The sequence below is a fragment of the Mesorhizobium sp. ANAO-SY3R2 genome, from assembly GCF_042466635.1.
Lineage (GTDB): Bacteria > Pseudomonadota > Alphaproteobacteria > Rhizobiales > Rhizobiaceae > Aminobacter.
Genome location: NZ_CP159955.1, coordinates 2,883,144 through 2,901,668, shown reverse-complemented (window position 1 = coordinate 2,901,668; position 18,525 = coordinate 2,883,144). Strand labels below are relative to the sequence as shown.

18 protein-coding genes are annotated in these 18,525 nt (G+C 64.7%); 9 read left to right on the top strand and 9 right to left on the bottom strand.

Annotation, left to right across the window (positions count from 1 at the left end):
- Position 1 precedes the first annotated feature (1 nt).
- Entirely contained in the window at positions 2-508 is a 507-nt protein-coding gene (locus ABSY17_RS18950) for a glycosyltransferase family 2 protein (protein ID WP_378952866.1), read from the top strand.
- A gap of 5 nt (positions 509-513) precedes the next feature.
- Here the strand turns inward: ABSY17_RS18950 and moaB are convergent, their stop codons facing one another.
- The 6 genes from moaB to ABSY17_RS18920 all read right to left on the bottom strand — a co-directional run bounded on the left by moaB (position 514) and on the right by ABSY17_RS18920 (position 4,286).
- Positions 514-1,065 (bottom strand): molybdenum cofactor biosynthesis protein B, encoded by a 552-nt coding sequence (gene moaB, locus ABSY17_RS18945; RefSeq protein WP_378943979.1) that lies wholly within the window; start codon positions 1,063-1,065, stop codon positions 514-516.
- Positions 1,066-1,073: 8 nt separating this feature from the next.
- Positions 1,074-1,964 (bottom strand): 4-(cytidine 5'-diphospho)-2-C-methyl-D-erythritol kinase, encoded by an 891-nt coding sequence (locus ABSY17_RS18940; protein WP_378943976.1) that lies wholly within the window; start codon positions 1,962-1,964, stop codon positions 1,074-1,076.
- On the bottom strand, positions 1,951-2,136 hold the full coding sequence (locus tag ABSY17_RS18935) for a hypothetical protein (protein WP_378943973.1): 186 nt from the start codon (positions 2,134-2,136) through the stop codon (positions 1,951-1,953). The genes ABSY17_RS18940 and ABSY17_RS18935 overlap by 14 nt, the downstream gene beginning before the upstream one ends.
- Before the next feature lie 86 nt (positions 2,137-2,222).
- A complete protein-coding gene (locus ABSY17_RS18930) occupies positions 2,223-3,122 on the bottom strand; it encodes a S49 family peptidase (protein ID WP_378943971.1) in 900 nt (299 codons plus the stop codon).
- Positions 3,123-3,264: 142 nt separating this feature from the next.
- On the bottom strand, positions 3,265-4,065 hold the full coding sequence (locus tag ABSY17_RS18925) for a tRNA1(Val) (adenine(37)-N6)-methyltransferase (protein WP_378943968.1): 801 nt from the start codon (positions 4,063-4,065) through the stop codon (positions 3,265-3,267).
- Complete coding sequence (locus ABSY17_RS18920; RefSeq protein ID WP_378943965.1) at positions 4,062-4,286, bottom strand: DUF2007 domain-containing protein; 225 nt, start codon at positions 4,284-4,286, stop codon at positions 4,062-4,064. Before ABSY17_RS18920 ends, ABSY17_RS18925 begins: the two co-directional genes overlap by 4 nt.
- A 149-nt stretch (positions 4,287-4,435) precedes the next feature.
- Here ABSY17_RS18920 and ABSY17_RS18915 point away from each other — a divergent pair, with 149 nt between their 5' ends.
- The 4 genes from ABSY17_RS18915 (at position 4,436) to glyS (ending at position 10,951) form a co-directional block, all read left to right on the top strand.
- On the top strand, positions 4,436-5,452 hold the full coding sequence (locus ABSY17_RS18915; protein ID WP_378943963.1) for a polyprenyl synthetase family protein: 1,017 nt from the start codon (positions 4,436-4,438) through the stop codon (positions 5,450-5,452).
- A gap of 172 nt (positions 5,453-5,624) precedes the next feature.
- Positions 5,625-7,424 (top strand): tetratricopeptide repeat protein, encoded by a 1,800-nt coding sequence (locus ABSY17_RS18910; RefSeq protein ID WP_378943960.1) that lies wholly within the window; start codon positions 5,625-5,627, stop codon positions 7,422-7,424.
- 226 nt (positions 7,425-7,650) lie between these two features.
- Entirely contained in the window at positions 7,651-8,595 is a 945-nt protein-coding gene (locus ABSY17_RS18905) for a glycine--tRNA ligase subunit alpha (protein WP_378943958.1), read from the top strand.
- 64 nt (positions 8,596-8,659) lie between these two features.
- On the top strand, positions 8,660-10,951 hold the full coding sequence (gene glyS / locus ABSY17_RS18900) for a glycine--tRNA ligase subunit beta (protein ID WP_378943955.1): 2,292 nt from the start codon (positions 8,660-8,662) through the stop codon (positions 10,949-10,951).
- Positions 10,952-10,964: 13 nt separating this feature from the next.
- On the opposite strand, the gene ABSY17_RS18895 is transcribed toward glyS, so the two are convergent.
- Positions 10,965-11,348 carry a hypothetical protein gene (locus ABSY17_RS18895; RefSeq protein WP_378943952.1) on the bottom strand — a complete coding sequence of 128 codons (384 nt, stop codon included), beginning with the start codon at positions 11,346-11,348 and terminating at the stop codon, positions 10,965-10,967.
- A gap of 199 nt (positions 11,349-11,547) precedes the next feature.
- Here ABSY17_RS18895 and ABSY17_RS18890 point away from each other — a divergent pair, with 199 nt between their 5' ends.
- The 3 genes from ABSY17_RS18890 to ABSY17_RS18880 all read left to right on the top strand — a co-directional run bounded on the left by ABSY17_RS18890 (position 11,548) and on the right by ABSY17_RS18880 (position 14,907).
- Positions 11,548-12,486: an L-threonylcarbamoyladenylate synthase gene (locus tag ABSY17_RS18890; RefSeq protein ID WP_378952863.1), complete on the top strand. Its 939-nt coding sequence runs from the start codon at positions 11,548-11,550 to the stop codon at positions 12,484-12,486.
- 119 nt (positions 12,487-12,605) lie between these two features.
- Entirely contained in the window at positions 12,606-14,036 is a 1,431-nt protein-coding gene (locus tag ABSY17_RS18885) for an FAD-binding oxidoreductase (RefSeq protein WP_378943949.1), read from the top strand.
- 304 nt (positions 14,037-14,340) lie between these two features.
- The gene (locus tag ABSY17_RS18880; RefSeq protein WP_378943947.1) at positions 14,341-14,907 is read left to right on the top strand and encodes a DUF6101 family protein; all 567 of its coding nucleotides are present in this window, start codon (positions 14,341-14,343) and stop codon (positions 14,905-14,907) included.
- 9 nt (positions 14,908-14,916) lie between these two features.
- Here ABSY17_RS18880 and ubiA read toward each other — a convergent pair whose 3' ends face one another.
- Positions 14,917-15,900, bottom strand: a complete 984-nt coding sequence (gene ubiA / locus ABSY17_RS18875) for a 4-hydroxybenzoate octaprenyltransferase (RefSeq protein WP_378943944.1) — start codon at positions 15,898-15,900, stop codon at positions 14,917-14,919.
- A 136-nt stretch (positions 15,901-16,036) separates the two neighbouring features.
- Here ubiA and purD point away from each other — a divergent pair, with 136 nt between their 5' ends.
- On the top strand, positions 16,037-17,314 hold the full coding sequence (gene purD, locus ABSY17_RS18870) for a phosphoribosylamine--glycine ligase (RefSeq protein WP_378943942.1): 1,278 nt from the start codon (positions 16,037-16,039) through the stop codon (positions 17,312-17,314).
- On the opposite strand, the gene ABSY17_RS18865 is transcribed toward purD, so the two are convergent.
- Positions 17,311-18,420 carry a glycoside hydrolase family 25 protein gene (locus ABSY17_RS18865; RefSeq protein ID WP_378943939.1) on the bottom strand — a complete coding sequence of 370 codons (1,110 nt, stop codon included), beginning with the start codon at positions 18,418-18,420 and terminating at the stop codon, positions 17,311-17,313. The genes purD and ABSY17_RS18865 overlap by 4 nt on opposite strands.
- Positions 18,421-18,525 lie beyond the last annotated feature (105 nt).

The following is an 18,525-nucleotide window of genomic DNA, read 5'->3' as shown; positions in this document are numbered from 1 at the left end:
TATGCTGAGTGTGCTTATCGAAACACGGAATGACGAGGAGGGGCTGGCCCGGACGCTGGCCTCGCTGGTCGGTGGTGCCGTCGAAGGCGTGGTGCGCGAGGTCGTCGTCTGTGATCTTGGCTCGACCGATCACTCCCATTACGTCGCCGAACACGCTGGCTGCGCTTTTGTTGGCAGTGGCGGCATCAAGGCAGGCATCGAGCAGGCGAAGAGCGACTGGCTGTTGTTGCTTGAGCCGGGGGCTCGGCTCGGCGAAGGCTGGGCCGAAGAAGCGATGCGCCACACAGGCCGTCTGACGATGGCGGCGCGGTTTTCGCGGGCCAGGGAGAGTAACCGGCCGCTCTGGGCGCGCATCTTCGGCCGGCCGCGCGCGCTGGAGCAGGGGCTGGTCATCACCAAGCGACAGGCCACGGTTCTCGCCCGCAACGGAGCCGATGCCGAAGGCATCGCGCGCGGGCTCGCGATGAAGACGCTCAATGCCGAGATCGCGGTCGCGCCGAGACGATAGCGACCTCAGGCGATCTTTGTGCCGCCGCGCTTCAAGTGCTCGTCGAGGCGCGGCATGATCTCCACGAAATTGCAGGGCATGTGGCGGTAGTCGAGCTGAGCCTTGAGGATGCCGTCCCAGGCGTCGCGGCATGCGCCGGGCGAGCCCGGCAGCACGAATACGTAGGTGGCGTTGAGCACGCCGCCGGTCGCTCGCGACTGGATCGTCGCGGTGCCGATCTTGTCGTAGGAGATGCGGTGGAACACCGCCGAAAACCCGTCCATGCGCTTTTCGAAGATGGGCTCCAGCGCCTCGGGGGTCACATCGCGGCCGGTGAAGCCTGTGCCGCCGGTGGTGATGATGATGTCGATGTCGGGATCCAGCGACCATGAGGTGACGCGGTCGCGGATCTTGTCCTTGTCGTCGGTGACGATGTCGCGGGCCTTCAGCACATGGCCCGCCTCCGCGATGCGGTCGGAGAGCGTCTGGCCAGATTTGTCGTCGGCGAGCGTGCGGCTGTCGGAGACGGTGAGCAGGGCGATGCCGACGGGGATGAAGGCGCGGGGTTCGGCTGCCATTTTCGCTCCTAGGCCAGAGTTCTGGTGGCGGTACTGAACCACCGCGGCCGTTCGCCGGCGATTGCTTCGGCGGCGCGCGCAGCGGTGGCAGAATCGTCGAAGATGCCGAAGCAGGTCGCACCCGAGCCTGACATGCGCACGAAGGATGCGCCAGCGCCCCGCAGCGCGGCGAGCGCGTCGCCGACCAAGGGCTCGATCGAAATCGCCGGCGGCTCGAGGTCGTTGCGGGTAGCCGTCAGCCAGTCGCGCACCGCGGTTGTATCACTGAGCGGGGCGAGCGGCGGGTTATCGCGCGAGGCGAGCGCCCGGAACACGCTGGGCGTCTCCACCGGCACGCCTGGATTGACCAGAACGATCGGCAGCGCAGGCAGGCGCTCGACCGGCTCGAGTTGCTCGCCGATGCCGCGCGCGACCAGCGGCCGGGCGGCGACGCACATCGGCAGGTCGGCGCCGAGCGGCAGCGCGAGGCGCGCAAGCGTAACGACGTCGACGGGGATGCGCCACAGCCGGACAAGCGCCCGGAGCGTCGCGGCAGCGTCGCTCGACCCGCCGCCGATGCCCGAGGCGACCGGCAGGTTTTTTTCCAGCGCGATAGAGACGGGCGAGGTCGGGTGGGCGGGATAGGCGGCCCGGAGCATATCGCGGGCGCGCAGCACGAGATTGTCGTTGGTCAGCGGCACGTCGCGCGCAAAACGACCTTCGACCAAGAAGCTGTCCCTTGCGGCTGATGATACGGCGATGCGGTCGCCGAACTCGGCGAATACCACCAGGCTTTCGAGCAGGTGATAGCCGTCGGCGCGCCGGCCGGTGACGTGCAGCGCGAGATTGATCTTGGCCGGGGCGAGTTCGGCGAGCGGAACGGCGTTGAACGTCACGGGCTGGCTGTCAGTCCTTTTCAAGACGGTATTCGCCAGTCTCGGGGTCCTTGACCAGCGTGCCGTCGGTGCCGGTTTGGCGCTGGCGCTCGGCGCGCCTCACCTTGGCGGTCACGCGCTCGGCCTCCCGGATGAAGGAGCGATAGCCGAAATATGCCACCGCAATGATGAGCGCGAAGAAGATCAGCTGGGGCATTCGACTTTCTCCTCCCTGCGGGGATGGGTCCCGCTATCTGGCCCAACAGGACCAGACGCAGATGATATTCCGCGACGCTGGCTTTTTCAAAGGCCGAAGCGGCTCCAGATCGCGCGTTCTTCCGCCGCATCGATCAGGCCGGAAGCTGCGGCCGAGGCAATCTCGGGCCCAAGGCCAGAAGCCGAGGTGCCAAACACGCCGAGCTTGCGCCCGAACAGGCCGCGCGGCTGGCTGATCAGCCGAAGCTCGGTCTTTGCGCCGTAGCGGTCCTTGAGCACGGTGCGCATGTCGCCAAGCGAATCGACGAGACCGAGTTCCAGGCCCTTCTTGCCGGACCAGAACAGGCCGGTGAATAGGTCCGGATCGTCCTTGAGCCTGGCGCCGCGACGCTCCTTGACCATGTCGATGAAGGTTTCGTGGACCTCGAGCTGCAGCTTCTTCAGCCGCTCGACGTCTTCCTTCTTTTCCGGCTTGAACGGGTCGAGCGTCGCCTTGTTCTCGCCGGCGGTATAGACGCGGCGCTCGACGCCGATCTTCTTGATCAGTTCGGTGAAGCCGAAAGAGGACGTGACCACGCCGATCGAGCCGACGATGGAGGAGGGGTCGGCGATGATCTCGTCGCCGGCAATGGCGATCATGTAGCCACCCGAGGCGGCGACGTCCTCGACGAAGACCAGAACCTTTTTCTTCTTCTCTTCCGCGAGCGCGCGGATGCGCTTGTAGATCAGCCGCGACTGTACCGGCGAGCCGCCGGGCGAATTGATTGAGATGGCGACGGCCGGCGCGTCGGGAACGGCGAAGGCCTTTTCGATCAATCCTGCCGTCGAGGCCAGCGACAGCGCCGGCCGGAACTGGCTGCCGCCGGACATGATGGCGCCTTGCAGCCTGATGACGGGAATCGTCACGCCGTCCGAGCGCATCGATTTCGGCAGCAGTCGGCGGAAAGGGTTTTTCACGGCTTTGCGTCTCCGGTCTTGATTGTGCATGCCCTCGAAAATCGGAAACGATGCCGGATAGGATCATGCACAGATTCAAAGTTCTACTGCGTCCTTTGCGCGCCCAAAAGGACGCGCGGCGCTGTAGCGGGATGTATGTATTCCCGGCCGTTCCGCAATGCTTGCGTGTTGTTCAATCGCCGAAAAGCGAGGCGCGGCCGTTGTTTATGTCGTCGGCGCGCTGCGAGAACCCGTTGCCATCGTCATGCAGGACCAGAGGCGGGCAGAGCTGCATGGCGGCGCGCGACGCCCGCACCGCCCGGACGATCACTCGGATGGCGGCGGCATCGGCGCGCGGATGCACCGGCACGATCTCGGCATTGCCGAAGCGGCCGTCCATCGTGTTGAGGATAGGCACCAGCGATTCCGGCCGCGCAATGATGGCAAGACCGCCCCGCGGCTTGACCACGGCGGCCGCACTGCGGATCCAGCTTTCGAACAAGCCGTCTTCCATGACATGCGCCTGCCGCTTCAGCGCGTCCGGCGTCGGCCGATGATGGGCGGGGTTGAACGGCGGGTTCATGATGACGAAATCGAGCGAACTGTCGGCCAGACCGGCCTTGGCCCGTGCCTTGCCGGTCAGCGACACATCGGCCATCAGGATTGCGGCGCGGCCGCGGAGATCAGCGTTGCCGGGGTAGGCGAGCGTGGCTGCGGCAAATGTCGCCATTTCGTTCGTCAGTTCGACCAACAGCGCATGCGCGTTCCTGCAGCGCGAAGCCACTGCCAGTCCGGCAGCACCGGCTCCAGCGCCGAAATCGGCCAGCCGCCCCGAGAATGGGGTGGGCACGGCAGCAGCCAGCATCATCGCATCCATGCCGGCACGGTGGCCGCCCTTCTTTGGCTGCACAAGCCAGAAATCGCCGCGATGGAAGGCATCCACCGTGTGCGGTGGCAAGTCCGGCAGTTCGGCGTGCTGGGGTTCGGCTGTCACTTCTGGGGGATTTCGTGCTCGATGCCGGCGTCGGCCAGCAGTTGCCGCGCTTCCTCGGCGTCGCTTTCGTCGATCATGATGCGGCGCGGCAAAATTCCGATCGAACCGTCGAGAATGCTCATGTTCTGGTCGGCTATGAAGCAGCCGATGCCGGAGTCGCGCAGCAGCGATTCGACAAAGGAGATGATGACGGGGTCGTTGGTGCGGATGAGTTCGATCATTTGGCGAAATTCGCAGTTTGATGCGGCGAAGTAAACGTTGACTGTTGCACCGCGCCAATTCGCCACTTGCGGGTGGTGTGCATGCCGCCCTAGAATCGCCTAAAAGCTACGCGCGCGACCTCGCGCCTGTGCAATTGGGAGTGTTGGCTTTGGGTGTCGTTCTCAACATCGAGAAGGGAAAGCGGGACGCCGCGTCGATCAAGGATTTGATCGACCTGACCTCGGCCGACATGGCCAGGGTCAACGAACTGATCCTGTCCAAGGCCGGTTCCGATGTCGAGATGATCCCCGAGGTGGCCAACCACCTCATTTCATCGGGCGGCAAGCGCCTGCGGCCGATGCTGACGCTCGCCGCAGCCCAGATGTTCGGCTACCAGGGCGAGAACCACGTCAAGCTCGCGACGTCGGTCGAGTTCATGCATACGGCAACGCTGCTGCATGACGATGTCGTCGATGAAAGCGACCTGCGCCGCGGCAAGAAGACTGCCCGCACCATCTGGGGCAACCAGGCGAGCGTGCTCGTCGGCGATTTCCTGCTTGGGCAGGCATTCCGCATGATGGTCGAAGTCGGTTCGCTCGAGGCGCTCGACATCCTGTCATCAGCGGCGTCGATCATCGCCGAGGGCGAGGTGATGCAGCTTGCCGCCGCCAAGAACCTCGAAACGACCGAAGACGAGCACTTCGCCGTCATCAAGGCCAAGACCGCAGCCCTGTTTTCTGCCGCTGCCGAGGTCGGGCCGGTGATCGCCGGCGCCTCGAAGAACGACAAGGCAGCGCTCCGTTCATATGGCATGAACCTCGGCCTGGCCTTCCAGCTCATCGACGATGCGCTGGACTATGGCGGGTCGAGCAAGGACCTCGGCAAGAATGTCGGTGACGACTTCCGCGAGGGCAAGGTCACGCTGCCGGTGATCCTGAGCTACCGTCGCGGCAGCGCTTCCGAGCGCGCATTCTGGAAAAGCGCCATCGAGGACGGCGCGACCGACGATGCCGCGCTGGAGAAGGCAGTCGGCCTGATGACCAGGCACAACGCGATCTCGGACACGATCGGCCGTGCCAGCCATTTCGGCGAGATCGCCCGTGACGCGCTGGCGCCGCTCGACAACACACCGCAGAAGGCGGCGCTAATCGACGTTATCGATTTCTGCATCAGTCGCGTCGTTTGAGGCCGGAATAGCCGGTCGCAGGCGCCTCTGTTCCGCGCAACCGGGCCGGTTGTCGGATTGTGGTGCCGGCACGGATTGAAGCTTGACCCCAAAAAGGCCATGCTTGGCATCGACAAACGATCGGTACTGCGGGCGTCATCGAGACCGTAGGACCTCATTGGGAAGGACTTTCATGCGGCAGCGACGCGCAATCTGGCTACTCGGGCTGGCGGCCCTGACGGGTTTCACCGCCCTGACGCAGCCCGGATATGCCAAACAGGTCACCGAGCCGGTCGAGATCAGCTCTTTCTCCGGCGCGTACCTTGCGGCCCGTACCGCGGAAGCCGACAATGACCTCGACAGCGCCATCGCCTACTACAAGCGGGCGCTGGCATTCGACCCCGAGGACGCGGCACTGCAACAGAGCCTGATGCTGGCGCTGATTTCGCAAGGGCGCTTCGACGAATCGCTGCCCTATGCGCAGATGCTGAAGACGGTTCCCGACGTCGAGCGGTTCTCACGCCTGGCGCTCGCCGTCGACACCTTGCGCAAGAAGGACTACGGGGCGACCGAGAGCTGGCTGAAGCTGGCCCTCGAATCCGACCTCGACCGCCTCATCACCGGCGTCATGACCGCCTGGACCAAGCAGGGCGAGGGCAAGTCCGGCGACGGGTTGAAGTTCCTCGATACGCTCCAGGGCCCCGAATGGTATGAGCTGTTCAAGACCTATCATCGCGCTCTGATCGCCGAAGCCGCCGGCCAAAAGGACAAGGCCGACGAGATCTATCGGGCCACGATCGACAATCTGGGTGCCGGCAGTGCCGCACCCGAGACCTGGATGCGTGCCGCCGAAGCCTATGCCGGTTTCCTCGCGCGTGGCGGCAAGAAGGCCGAGGCGCTGGCCGTGCTCAATCGTGCCGACGAGTTCGCGCCGGGCAAGCTGCCGGTCGCTGCCTTGCGCGACAAGATCACCAAGGGCGAGAAGATTCCGCCGCTGGTTGCCGGTCCGAACGACGGAGCTGCCGAAATCCTGCTCAACCTGTCGACCGCGCTCAACCGCGGCGGCGGCGAGCCGTTCGTCAGGCTCTACCTGCAGTATGCGTTGGCGCTGAAGCCAGAAAGCGACGAGATACTGGTGCAACTGGCGGCGATTGCCGAACAGCAGCAGAACAGCGAAGAGGCGATTGCGCTCTATCGCCGCGTGCCGGAGAGCTCCCCGCTCAAGCGGCTGACGGAACTGCAGCTCGGCCTCAACCTTGCCGACCTCAAGCAGCACGACGAGGCGATCAAGCATCTCAAGGCGCTGGTCGATGCCAACCCCGAGGACATGCGCGGTTACCTGGCGCTTGGCGGCGTCTATGCCGCGACGGAGAATTTCCGCGCCGCGGCCGACGTCTACGACAAGGCGGTGGACGTGCTGAAAAAGCCGACCAACGCCAACTGGAACCTGTTCTACCAGCGCGGCATCGCCTACGAGCGGCTCAAGGAGTGGCCAAAGGCCGAGCCCAATTTCCGCAAGGCGCTGGAACTGTTCCCCAACCAGCCGCAGGTGCTCAACTATCTCGGCTATTCCTGGGTCGACATGAACACCAATCTCGAGGAAGGCCTCGGGATGATCAAGAAGGCCGCGGAACTCAGGCCAAGCGACGGCTACATCATCGATTCGCTCGGCTGGGCCTATTATCGCCTTGGCCGCTACGACGACGCCGTGCGCGAGCTTGAGCGGGCCGTTGCGCTGAAGCCGGACGATCCGGTGCTGAACGACCATCTTGGCGATGCCTACTGGCGCGCCGGGCGCAAGCTTGAGGCGACATTCCAGTGGAGCCATGCGCGCGACATGAAGCCGGAACCGAATGTTCTGGCCGAGGTCGTAAAGAAGCTCGCCGATGGCCTGGCGCCGCTGCCCGAGAAGCCCACGGCGCTCGGCGTTCCGGCAGACCCACCGGTAGCCGAACCAGTGGCACCTGCACCGGATAGCCAGAAGAAGGGCTAGAACCTCGGTGCATGACCCCGAAAATCGGAATCGATTTTCGGAAAGGATCATGCACCAATTCTAAGTGTTGCAGCGTCCTTTGCGCGCCCAAAAGGACGCGCGGCGCTGTAGCGAACAGTGCCGCAGCGCGCGGCACTGCTTGACCCCTGTCGATGGCCGGAATAGGACGGACCGTCTTGCGGCCCCGCAGCCTTGCGGGGCGCGCGCCAACGATCGAGCCTTGCCCGTGACCGACCAGATGCCCGCCCATTTGCACCCCAGCCGCTCGTTCCAGGGGCTGATCCTGACGTTGCACAATTTCTGGGCGGCGCAAGGTTGCGTCATCCTCCAGCCCTACGACATGGAAGTGGGCGCCGGCACGTTCCACCCGGCGACGACGCTGCGCGCGCTCGGCCCCAAGCGCTGGAACGCGGCTTATGTGCAGCCCTCGCGCCGCCCCAAGGACGGCCGCTACGGCGAGAACCCAAACCGGTTGCAGCACTACTACCAGTATCAGGTCATCCTGAAGCCGAACCCGTCGAACCTGCAGGAGCTCTATCTGGGCTCGCTCAAGGCAATCGGCGTCGATCCGCTGGTGCATGACATCCGCTTCGTCGAGGACGACTGGGAAAGCCCGACGCTCGGTGCCTGGGGACTGGGCTGGGAGTGCTGGTGCGACGGCATGGAAGTGTCGCAGTTCACCTATTTCCAGCAGGTTTGCGGCATCGAATGTTCGCCTGTCGCCGGCGAGTTGACCTATGGCCTTGAGCGCCTGGCGATGTATGTGCAGGGCGTCGACAACGTCTACGACCTCAACTTCAACGGCATGGAAGGCGACAACAAGGTCACCTACGGCGACGTGTTCCTGCAGGCCGAGCAGGAATATTCCAGGCACAATTTCGAGCATGCCAACACCGCCATGCTGCTCAAGCATTTCGAGGACGCCGAAGCCGAGTGCAAGGCGCTGCTCGAGGCCGGGGGGCCGATCAAGGGCGGCAACCTCGCCCAGCACAAGATGGTGTTCCCAGCCTATGACCAGTGCATCAAGGCAAGCCATGTCTTCAACCTGCTCGATGCGCGAGGCGTGATCTCCGTGACCGAGCGGCAGAGCTACATCCTGCGCGTGCGCAACCTTGCCAAGGCCTGCGGCGAGGCGTTTTTGCTGACCGAAGCGGGTGGCCTGGCTGCCTGATTTTCCTTCCGCCCTCCGTATGGCAAGCGTCATGCGAGGACATTTTTCCGCGTGAGCCCGTCCGATGCCCGATCTGCTTTTAGAGTTGCGTTCCGAAGAAATCCCCGCGCGCATGCAGCGCAAGGCCGCGGGCGACCTGAAGAAGATGCTGACCGACGGTCTGGTCGAGGCAGGCCTGACCTATGAGGCGGCGCGCGAATACTGGACGCCGCGCCGGCTGACCCTCGACATCCGCGGGCTGACCGCGCGTTCGAAGGACGTGCACGAGGATCGCAAGGGCCCGAGCACCAAGGCACCAGAAGCCGCGATCCAGGGCTTCCTGCGCAGCGCCGGCCTCGCCTCGATCGCCGAGGCGCATGTCCACAGCGATCCCAAGAAGGGCGATTTCTACGTCGCGCACATCTCCAAGCCCGGCCGCGCCGCCGAGGAGATCATTGCCGAACTGGTGCCGGCGATCATCAAGTCATTCCCGTGGCCGAAGTCGATGCGCTGGGGGCCTGCGTCAGCCAAGCCCGGCAGCCTGCGCTGGGTGCGCCCGCTGCAGTCGATCGTCTGCACCTTCGGTCCGGAGACCGAGGAGCCTGTCGTGGTCGACTTCGAGGTCGACGGCATCCGTTCAGGCAATGTCACCTATGGTCACCGCTTCCACGCGCCAGAGGCCATCAAGGTCAGGCGCTTCGACGACTATGCCGCCAAGCTCGAAGCGGCCAAGGTGGTCATCGACGGCGAGCGGCGCAAGGAAATGATCCTTGCCGACGCGCGCAATCTGGCTTTCGCCAGCGGGCTCGACCTTGTCGAGGACGAGGGCCTGCTCGAGGAGGTGTCGGGCCTCGTCGAATGGCCGGTCGTGCTGATGGGCACTTTCGAGGATGCGTTCCTGGAAATCCCCGCCGAGGTCATCCGGCTGACCATCCGCGCCAACCAGAAGTGCTTCGTCACGCGCCCGCACGGCAGCGAGGACGAGCTTTCGCACCACTTCGTGCTGACCTCGAACATCGAGGCCAAGGACGGCGGCAAGGAGATCGCTCACGGCAATGGCAAGGTGGTGCGCGCCCGCCTTTCGGACGCGCTCTATTTCTGGAACACCGACCAGGGCGACCTGCCGGATCTCGACACGTTGAAGCAGTCGGCCGCCGATTTCGGCCTCGACCTCTCCAAGCCGCTCGACCAGCGCATGGCTCGCCTCGACCATCTCGGCGTGACCTTCCATGCCAAGCTCGGCACGCAAGGCGCCCGCGTCCAGCGCATCCGGGCGCTCTCTCGCGAGATCGCGCCGCTGGTCGGCGCCGATCCGAAGCTCGCCGAACGCGCGGCGGTGCTCGCCAAGGCCGACCTGCAGACCGAAGTGGTTGGTGAGTTTCCGGAACTGCAGGGAGCGATGGGCCGCAAGTATGCCCTTCTCCAGGGCGAGAGCCCTTCTGTGGCCGCAGCGCTTGAAGAACACTACAAGCCGCAGGGGCCGTCCGACCGCGTGCCCGCCGATCCGGTTTCGGTGTCGGTGGCGCTGGCCGACAAGCTCGACACGCTGGTCGGTTTCTGGACCATCGACGAGAAGCCGACGGGCTCGAAGGACCCCTATGCGTTGCGCCGCGCAGCCCTCGGCGTGGTCAGGATCATTCTGGCGGCGCGCGGCGCGATGCCGCTGCAAAAACTGTTCGATGCCGCCCTGCGACAACTGGGCGAGGCGTCCGTCCAGCGCCGGCTTGCCGAGTTCGAGGCCACGCAGGCAGCGCTCAATACCGGCGATGTTGATGGCGAGCAGGACGTCGATAATGCGTTGGCCGCCTTCGAGGCGGAACTGCGCCGCGACGTCGTCGAGCGCGCCGCAGCACTCAAGGCCGACCTCCTGGCCTTCTTCCACGACCGCCTAAAGGTCTATCTGCGCGAGCTTGGTGCGCGCCACGACCTGATCGATGCGGTGATTTCGCCTGATGCCGACGATCTGCTGGCAGTTACCCGCCGTGTCGAAGCACTCGGAAAATTCCTCGACACCGAGGACGGCAAGAACCTGCTCGCCGGCACCAAGCGCGCCGCCAACATCCTGGCTGCGGAGGAGAAGAAGGGCACTGCCGTAGCCGCTGCGGTCGATCCTGCACTGTTCCGCGAGGAGGCCGAAAAGGCGCTGTTCATCTCGGTGAACCAGGCTGTCGACGAAGCCGGCGAGGCGATCCGCAAGGAAGATTTTTCAGACGGCATGCGCGCGCTCAGCGTGTTGCGCGAACCGGTCGATACGTTCTTCGACAAGGTGCTGGTCAATGACGAGGATGCGGCCGTGCGCGCCAATCGCCTCGCTTTGCTTGCCCGTATCCGCGCGGCGACCGATCAGGTCGCCGATTTCTCCAAGATCGCGGGCTAGGCTCCGGGCGGCGCTATCTGAGTTCGGGTAGCGCCTCTTCCGGCTCGGTGGCGGGCATAGGTGCTTCATTGCCAGCCTGCTGAGTTGGTGCGACTGCGACCGCTGATGGTGCGACCAAAGAAGGTTCTGGCGATGCCGAGCCTATCTCACCGCCGCGAATAACCATCAGATCGGGGCCCATCCTGTGGCTTTTGGGCTGCGGATCAACAGCCGCGACATTGTTGGTGTCCAGCGGCAGGGTTCCGAGCGCAATGAACGAGGTCGCCACCGGTTCGTTGAGGCCAACGAAGATCGAGGACGGACTTGTCGCATCGCTGTCGAGGAAGACGAACGACGACGCATGAGCCGAGCCCGATGTGGCGATGCCGGCAGCGAGAAGCACAGCAGTAAGACGCATATGGCCCCCAGAGTTGGAAACAACCTTGGATGACAAGATAGTGGTCCGCCGTTGCGTTCGGCTTGCGAAGATGGCGCGCATTTTAGGCAATCGGCCGATTCTGCCCGGCCGCGGCCTTGTCGCGCTGTGCCATGCGAGGTAGTGACCGGGCACGAAAGGAAGCTGAGACGTGACGGAACTGATCGCAGCGGACAAGGCGATGGACCGGGCATTGGCGCTGCTGAGCGTCGGCCAGGTCGTGGCCATTCCGACCGAAACCGTCTACGGCCTTGCCGGCGACGCCACCAATGGCGAGGCAGTGGCGCGCATCTTCGAGGCCAAGGGCCGGCCGCGCTTCAATCCGCTGATCGCCCATGTCTGCGACATGGAGATGGCCGAACGCATCGGCGTTTTCGATCCGCTGTCACGCAAGCTTGCGGAAAAGTTCTGGCCGGGACCGCTGACGCTGGTCGTGCCGCTCCAGCCCGGATCGGGCATTCATCCGCTGGTGACGGCCGGGCTCGACACGATTGCGCTACGCATGCCCAAGGGTTTCGGCGGCGCCTTGATCGGGCGTCTTGGGCACCCGCTCGCCGCACCCAGCGCCAACACGTCAGGCAAGATCAGCGCCACCAGCGGCGAGGCGGTCGCGCGCGATCTCGGCGGCAGGATCCCGCTGGTCGTCGATGCCGGCCCGACAGCGGTCGGGCTCGAATCGACCATCGTCAAGGTCGAGGACGGCCGGGCCCGGCTGCTGCGGCCCGGCGGCGTGCCGGCAGGCGATATCGAGGCGGTCGCGGGCGCGCCCCTGCTGCGCGGCGTCACCGCCGGCATCGAGGCGCCGGGGATGCTCGCCTCGCATTATGCACCGGGAGCTGCGATGCGGCTCAACGCTGACAGCGTGGTGAAAGGCGAGGCACTGCTCGGCTTTGGTCCGAATCGCGCCGAAGGCTGGCAGCAAGCGCGCGCCTTTCTCAATTTGTCCGAGACCGGCGATCTGCGCGAGGCGGCGACGAACCTCTTTGCCCATCTCCAGGCGCTCGACCGCAGCGGCGCGGAGTTGATCGCGGTCGAGTCGGTTCCCTTCGAAGAGCTTGGCGAAGCGATCAACGATCGGCTGGCGCGTGCCGCCGCCCCCCGTGACAATCCCCACGTCTGAAACTACAGCGCCGCGCGTCCATTTGGACGCGCAAAGGACGCTGTAGCACTTTGAATTTTGTGCATGATCCTTTCCGAAAATCGATTCCGATTTTCGGGGTCATGCACTAGCTTCTGGGCATGATCCAGAATCCGACCGGCCTCGACCCCGCGCTTGCCGAGCGCTTTGCAGCCATCGTCGGCGAGCGCTACGCGGTTCGCCAGAGTTCCGACATCGAGCCCTATGTCCATGAGCCGCGTGGCCTGTTCACGGGCACGGCCTCGCTCGTGCTGCGCCCCGGCAGCGTCGAGGAGGTGAGCGCGATCATGAAGCTCGCCACCGAGACGGGCACGCCGATCGTGCCACAGGGCGGCAATACGGGTCTCGTCGGCGGCCAGGTTCCCGACCGCTCTGGCGGCCAGGTGGTGCTGTCACTGTCGCGGCTCAATCGCATTCGCGAGATCGATCCGGTCTCCAATACGGTGACCGTGGAGGCCGGCGTGGTGCTCGACACGCTGCATCATGCCGTGGACGCCGCAGGCAGGCTCTATCCGCTGTCGCTGGCCTCGCAGGGCTCGTGCGAGATCGGCGGCAACCTGTCGTCCAATGCCGGTGGCGTGGCCGTCGTGGCCTATGGCAATGCGCGTGAGCTTTGCCTCGGCGTCGAGGTGGTGCTGCCGACGGGCGAGGTGCTGGACGACCTGCGCAAGCTCAAGAAGGACAATACCGGCTACGACCTGAAGAACCTCTTCGTCGGCGCCGAGGGCACGCTCGGCGTGATCACCGCGGCCGTGCTCAAGCTCTTCCCGAAGCCCAGGGGGCGCGAGGTCGCCTGGGTGGGGCTGTCTTCGCCGGAAGCGGCACTTGGCCTGTTCGACCGCGCACAGGACCTTGGCGGCGGTGCCCTGACGGCTTTCGAACTGATCGGACCGCGGCCGATGGAATTCGCCATGCGGCACATCCCCGATGCGCGCCCGCCACTTGAGGGCGAGTGGCCCTGGCAGGTGCTGATGGAAATCTCCTCGGGCCGCTCGGCCGAGGATGCGCGGCAACTGATCGAACACATTCTGTCTGAAGGAATCGAGGCAGGGCAGGTAGGCGATGCGGTGATCGCCGCAAGCACTGCTCAGGCCAACGAGTTCTGGCGCCTGCGCGAGATGCTGCCGGAAACGCAGAAGGCCGAAGGTGCGTCGATCAAGCACGACATCTCCGTGCCGGTTGCCAGCATTCCCGCCTTCATCGCCGAGGCCGACAAGGTTGTGACCGGCGTGTGTCCGGACGCGCGCGTGGTCTGCTTCGGCCACATGGGCGACGGCAACCTGCACTACAACGTGTCGCAGCCGCTCGGCATGGCGCCACAAGAGTTCCTTGCCCTCTACCGGCCGATGAACAACGCGGTGCATGACGTCGTCCGTAGCTTCAACGGCTCGATTTCAGCAGAGCACGGCATTGGCCAGCTCAAGCGCGACGAACTGATCGCAACTGCTCCGCCTGTCGCCATAGATCTGATGCGCAGGGTCAAGGCGGCGTTCGATCCGGCCGGCATCATGAACCCCGGCAAGGTCATCTGATTACCAGTATGCACAATGGGTTGGCGCGCGTGGTTGCCCGTGCGGCTATTGTCCGGATCGTCGTTGCTTATGCGGCCAGTGTCGGATGACAGTCGTCCTGGTTCATCGTTTCTTCAGACCGGTTTACAAGATCTTGTGGCCGGTCGGATTCCGATAACCATCGCCGAGATCAGCAAAATTTAACCGACTTTCTTAAGCGGGGCGGTAAGGAGACCCCGCTAATGTCCTTCCTACAAACGAGGCCAGGAAAACTGGTCCGGAGAGACCGGAAACCGGCTCTCAGGAGATAACAGGAAGGCACAACATGAACACCGGACTGAAGCCAGTCTGGGCGGGACGCACCATGCGCCTCGACCCTTTCCGCTTGCCGCAGATGGTCAGCTTCGACACGCGCGATGACCTTGGCGATGTCAACTTCACCATCGATCAGCGCGGGGCGGTCATCCGCCGCACGCTCGCCCTCAGCGGCCTTCCGGTCACGGTCGCATTGCCGGCCCGCGCCTTTCGCGGCGTCGCCGCCCGCGCCATGGAAGACGACTTGGGCAACGTCACGGTGACGCTCGAACTACTGCACAACGATCCCATGCTGTCGGTGCCGCTGCTGGTCGCCGACGATCTCGACGACGTGGCGGCCGACTGGCGTGCCTGGGCCGATTTCTACAGCCTGCCGATGCTTTTGATCGAGGCCGACGGTGTCGCCCGCACGCTGGAGGAGTCGCTCGGTGCGGCAATCAAGACCCAGCCGGTGCGCGAACGCCGCAAGGGTCGTGTTTCGCGCATGCGTCGGCCGCGCTTCCTGGCGCGCCGCAAGTCGGGCGACCTGGGCGTCCGGCTGGTCATCGACGGCGAAGAGATCATCGCCCGGGCCTGACGGTTAAAATCAGATCAGCGGCTTGAGCGCCACCCAGGCGCCGCCGAAGACGAGCCCTAGGAAGATGATCCAGCCGACCTGGCTGTTCGACTTGAACAGCTTCAGGCACTGGTCTGGATCGTCGATGTCGAGCGTCGTGATCTGGCGCGCCATGTGCACGCCCGCGGCGGCCAGTCCGGCGAGGGCCGGCATCGGCACCTGCGCCATGGCGAAGGCCGAGGCGAACAGGATCAGTGCGCCGGCATAGAGCCCGACAAGCCACGATTTGGTGTTTTCGCCGAAGAAGCGCGCCGTCGACCTCACGCCGACCAGCGCGTCGTCTTCCTTGTCCTGGTGGGCGTAGATCGTGTCGTAGCCGATCACCCACATGATCGAACCGAAATAGAGCAGCAGCGCCGGCGGATCGATGTCGCCGAACTCGGCCGCCCAGCCCATCAGCGCGCCCCATGAGAAGGCGAGGCCGAGCACGAATTGCGGCCAGTTGGTGATGCGCTTCATGAACGGATAGATCGCGACGATGGCTAGCGAGGAGATGCCGAGCAGGATCGCGAAGCTGTTGAACTGCAGCAGCACGACCAGCCCGACCAGCGCCTGCAGGACGAGGAACAGCCAGGCCTGGCGGCGGCTGACCTGGCCCGAGGGCAGCGGGCGCGAGCGGGTGCGCTCGACCTGGGCGTCGATGTTTTCGTCGACGAGGTCGTTGTAGGTGCAGCCAGCGCCACGCATGGCAATCGCACCCACCATGAACAGGGCGAGATACCAGGGCGATGGCAGCAGCGAAATCAGGCTATCCTCGGGGCGGGCATAGGCGCTCGCCGCCATCGCCGCCGACCACCAGCACGGCCACAAAAGCAGCCACCAGCCGATCGGTCTATCCCAGCGGGCAAGCTGGGCGTAGGGCCAAAGGCCGCGCGGCAGTGCGCGGTAGACCCAGTGACCACTGGGGGCATCGGCGACCCGGCCCTGGCCGGCTTTGGATTGGATCTGTTCCATTGCGGTGGAGTGGCAGGCGCGCGACTTTGCGTCAAGCGGATGATTTGTCCATGATCGGTATGACTGGAGCTTGACCCGGAACGCCATGCGCCATACCGGGGGCGCGAGACCGGATAGCAGAAAAAGGATGTGCCGCATGAATGTTCTCCTGATCGGCTCCGGCGGCCGCGAACATGCGCTGGCCTGGAAACTCGCTGCCTCGCCGATGCTGACCAAGCTCTATGCCGCGCCCGGCAATCCTGGCATCGCGCAAGAGGCCGAACTGGTCGCGCTCGACGTCGCCGACCATGCCGCAGTCGCGGATTTTTGCAGGGAAAAAAACATCGACCTCGTTGTGGTCGGTCCCGAGGGGCCGCTGGTGGCCGGCATCGGCGACGATCTGCGCGCTGAGGGCATCCGGGTCTTCGGGCCATCGGGCAAGGCAGCACAGCTCGAGGGTTCGAAGGGTTTCACCAAGGATCTCTGCGCCCGCTACAACATTCCGACCGCTGCCTACGGCCGCTTCGACAATGCGGCGGCGGCGCGCGCCTATGTCGAGAAGATGGGCGCGCCGATCGTCATCAAGGCAGACGGGCTGGCCGCCGGCAAGGGCGTGACGGTGGCAATGACGCTCGACGAAGCGCTTGAGGCGGTGGACGCCTGCTTCGAAGGTGCGTTCGGCGGGGCCGGTGCCTCGGTGGTGGTCGAGGAATTCATGACCGGCGAGGAGGCGAGCTTCTTCTGCCTTTGCGACGGCAAGACGGCACTGCCCTTCGGCACGGCGCAGGATCACAAGCGCGTCGGCGACGGCGATGTCGGCCCCAACACAGGCGGCATGGGCGCTTATTCGCCCGCACCGGTAATGAGCGCGGAAATGATCGAGCGCACGATGCGCGAGATCATCGAGCCGACCATGCGCGGCATAGCCGAGATGGGCGCGCCTTTCTCAGGCGTGCTGTTTGCCGGCCTGATGCTGACCGAGGATGGGCCCAAGCTGATCGAATACAACACTCGCTTCGGCGATCCCGAATGCCAGGTGCTGATGATGCGGCTCAAGGACGATCTGCTGGTGCTGCTCAGCGCCGCTGCCGACGGCCAACTCGGGCACATGTCGGTGCGCTGGCGCGACGAGGCGGCGCTGACGGTGGTGATGGCAGCCAAGGGCTATCCCGGCACGCCAGAAAAGGGCTCGGTGATCTCGGGCCTCGACAAGGCGAAGGCCGCGGGCGCCGAGGTCTTCCACGCCGGGACCGGCCTCAAGGACGGCAAGATCGTCGCCAATGGCGGCCGTGTGCTCAACGTCACTGCAACGGGACGCAACGTCACGGAAGCGCAGGCCAGGGCCTATGCCGCAGTCGATCTGGTCGAGTGGCCGGAAGGCTTTTGCCGACGCGACATCGGCTGGCGGGCAGTGGAGCGCGAGCAGGCTGGCTAAGGCTCGGCGCGATCGAGACCGATCGAGCCGGTAGAGAACGGGTCAAGTTCGGCCCTGCCATCCGCGCGCTGACGCTCATTGCGCAGCCGTTCGTCGAGCCGGGCTGCGGCGTATTCCGCCATCCCGTCGGTGTATCGATTTGCCCGCGCCGTGATCGGTGGAAGCGCACCCAGTACGGCACGGTTCCAGCTCGATTTCAGCGCATCGGCGAGGCCGTGGAGGTGCACCGGATAGGCCACCGAGGCATAGGTGATGCGGCTTTCGCCCCTGAGGCCGTGCTCACGCGCGATCGGCACGGGCACATTGGTCATGAATTCGACGTTCGTCTCGATCAACTGGCCGAACGGCCAGGCCTTGCGCAGGGCAGCTGCATCCATTGGTGCTACGTTGACGTCGATATCCTTGTTGGTGCCGGCCACGCGGTAGGGGCAACGGCTGATGCCACAATTGGCCTGCGCCGAAAACTGCCACAAGGTGTAGCGCTGCCAGTTGCCCTTGGGGAAATGAATGCCGATCTCGGACTTGTAGCGTGCATACCACAGCGGCAGGCGCGACAGCAGCGGATAGCGAAAGCGGTTGTCGGCAATGTATTTCGAGGTCGAGCCGTTGGTGTAGAGGACCGGGTAGCGGCCAGTGCGCCGGTAGATGTGGCGCACGAACAATTCGGCGTCCTCCAGCGATATCCATTGGGTCGGGTCATTGTCTTCGATGTCGAGGGCCATCAGGTCGTCGGGCCCTGGTTCGGCAAAGTCGAGGAAATTGTTCGCCTGTTCGATCGGATTGCCCGGTCGGCCGAGGTGATAGGCGCCCCATTCCAGACCGAGCGACTTGGCGATGACCTTGCGGGTATGGAACAGTTCCCGCGCCACCGCATGACGTTTCCACAGCGCCTTGCACAGCCGGTAAGCGGTTTCGTCGCCGGAACAGTCGTAGGCGGGCGGCAGCCCGTCCGACGCCTTGTTGATGAAGCCGACGATGCGCTTGTCACCGGAGAGCTTCGGCCAGTCGATGGTGTTGTATTCGTAAGCGTCGATGACCAGGGCCCGGTCGATCTTTTTCCACGGTTCGGAAAATTCTGAGGCGTCAGCCTGGACGGGCAGAAGCATGAGGCAAGCGGCGGTAGACGCTGCGAGCGCGAGCCTGCGAAGCTGTGACGCCAATCCCCTCAAACGGCTACCCCTCAAGAACTGATGGCCGATCGCGAGGCGACA

Coding starts and splice junctions, on each gene's coding strand:
- ABSY17_RS18950 (WP_378952866.1), top strand. CDS start 2: ATGCTGAGTGTGCTTATCGAAACACGGAATGACGAGGAGGGGCTGGCC.
- moaB (WP_378943979.1), bottom strand. CDS start 1,065: ATGGCAGCCGAACCCCGCGCCTTCATCCCCGTCGGCATCGCCCTGCTC.
- ABSY17_RS18935 (WP_378943973.1), bottom strand. CDS start 2,136: ATGCCCCAGCTGATCTTCTTCGCGCTCATCATTGCGGTGGCATATTTC.
- ABSY17_RS18930 (WP_378943971.1), bottom strand. CDS start 3,122: ATGCACAATCAAGACCGGAGACGCAAAGCCGTGAAAAACCCTTTCCGC.
- ABSY17_RS18920 (WP_378943965.1), bottom strand. CDS start 4,286: ATGATCGAACTCATCCGCACCAACGACCCCGTCATCATCTCCTTTGTC.
- ABSY17_RS18910 (WP_378943960.1), top strand. CDS start 5,625: ATGCGGCAGCGACGCGCAATCTGGCTACTCGGGCTGGCGGCCCTGACG.
- glyS (WP_378943955.1), top strand. CDS start 8,660: ATGCCCGATCTGCTTTTAGAGTTGCGTTCCGAAGAAATCCCCGCGCGC.
- ABSY17_RS18895 (WP_378943952.1), bottom strand. CDS start 11,348: ATGCGTCTTACTGCTGTGCTTCTCGCTGCCGGCATCGCCACATCGGGC.
- ABSY17_RS18890 (WP_378952863.1), top strand. CDS start 11,548: ATGGACCGGGCATTGGCGCTGCTGAGCGTCGGCCAGGTCGTGGCCATT.
- ABSY17_RS18885 (WP_378943949.1), top strand. CDS start 12,606: ATGATCCAGAATCCGACCGGCCTCGACCCCGCGCTTGCCGAGCGCTTT.
- ABSY17_RS18880 (WP_378943947.1), top strand. CDS start 14,341: ATGAACACCGGACTGAAGCCAGTCTGGGCGGGACGCACCATGCGCCTC.
- ubiA (WP_378943944.1), bottom strand. CDS start 15,900: ATGGAACAGATCCAATCCAAAGCCGGCCAGGGCCGGGTCGCCGATGCC.
- purD (WP_378943942.1), top strand. CDS start 16,037: ATGAATGTTCTCCTGATCGGCTCCGGCGGCCGCGAACATGCGCTGGCC.
- ABSY17_RS18865 (WP_378943939.1), bottom strand. CDS start 18,420: ATGCTTCTGCCCGTCCAGGCTGACGCCTCAGAATTTTCCGAACCGTGG.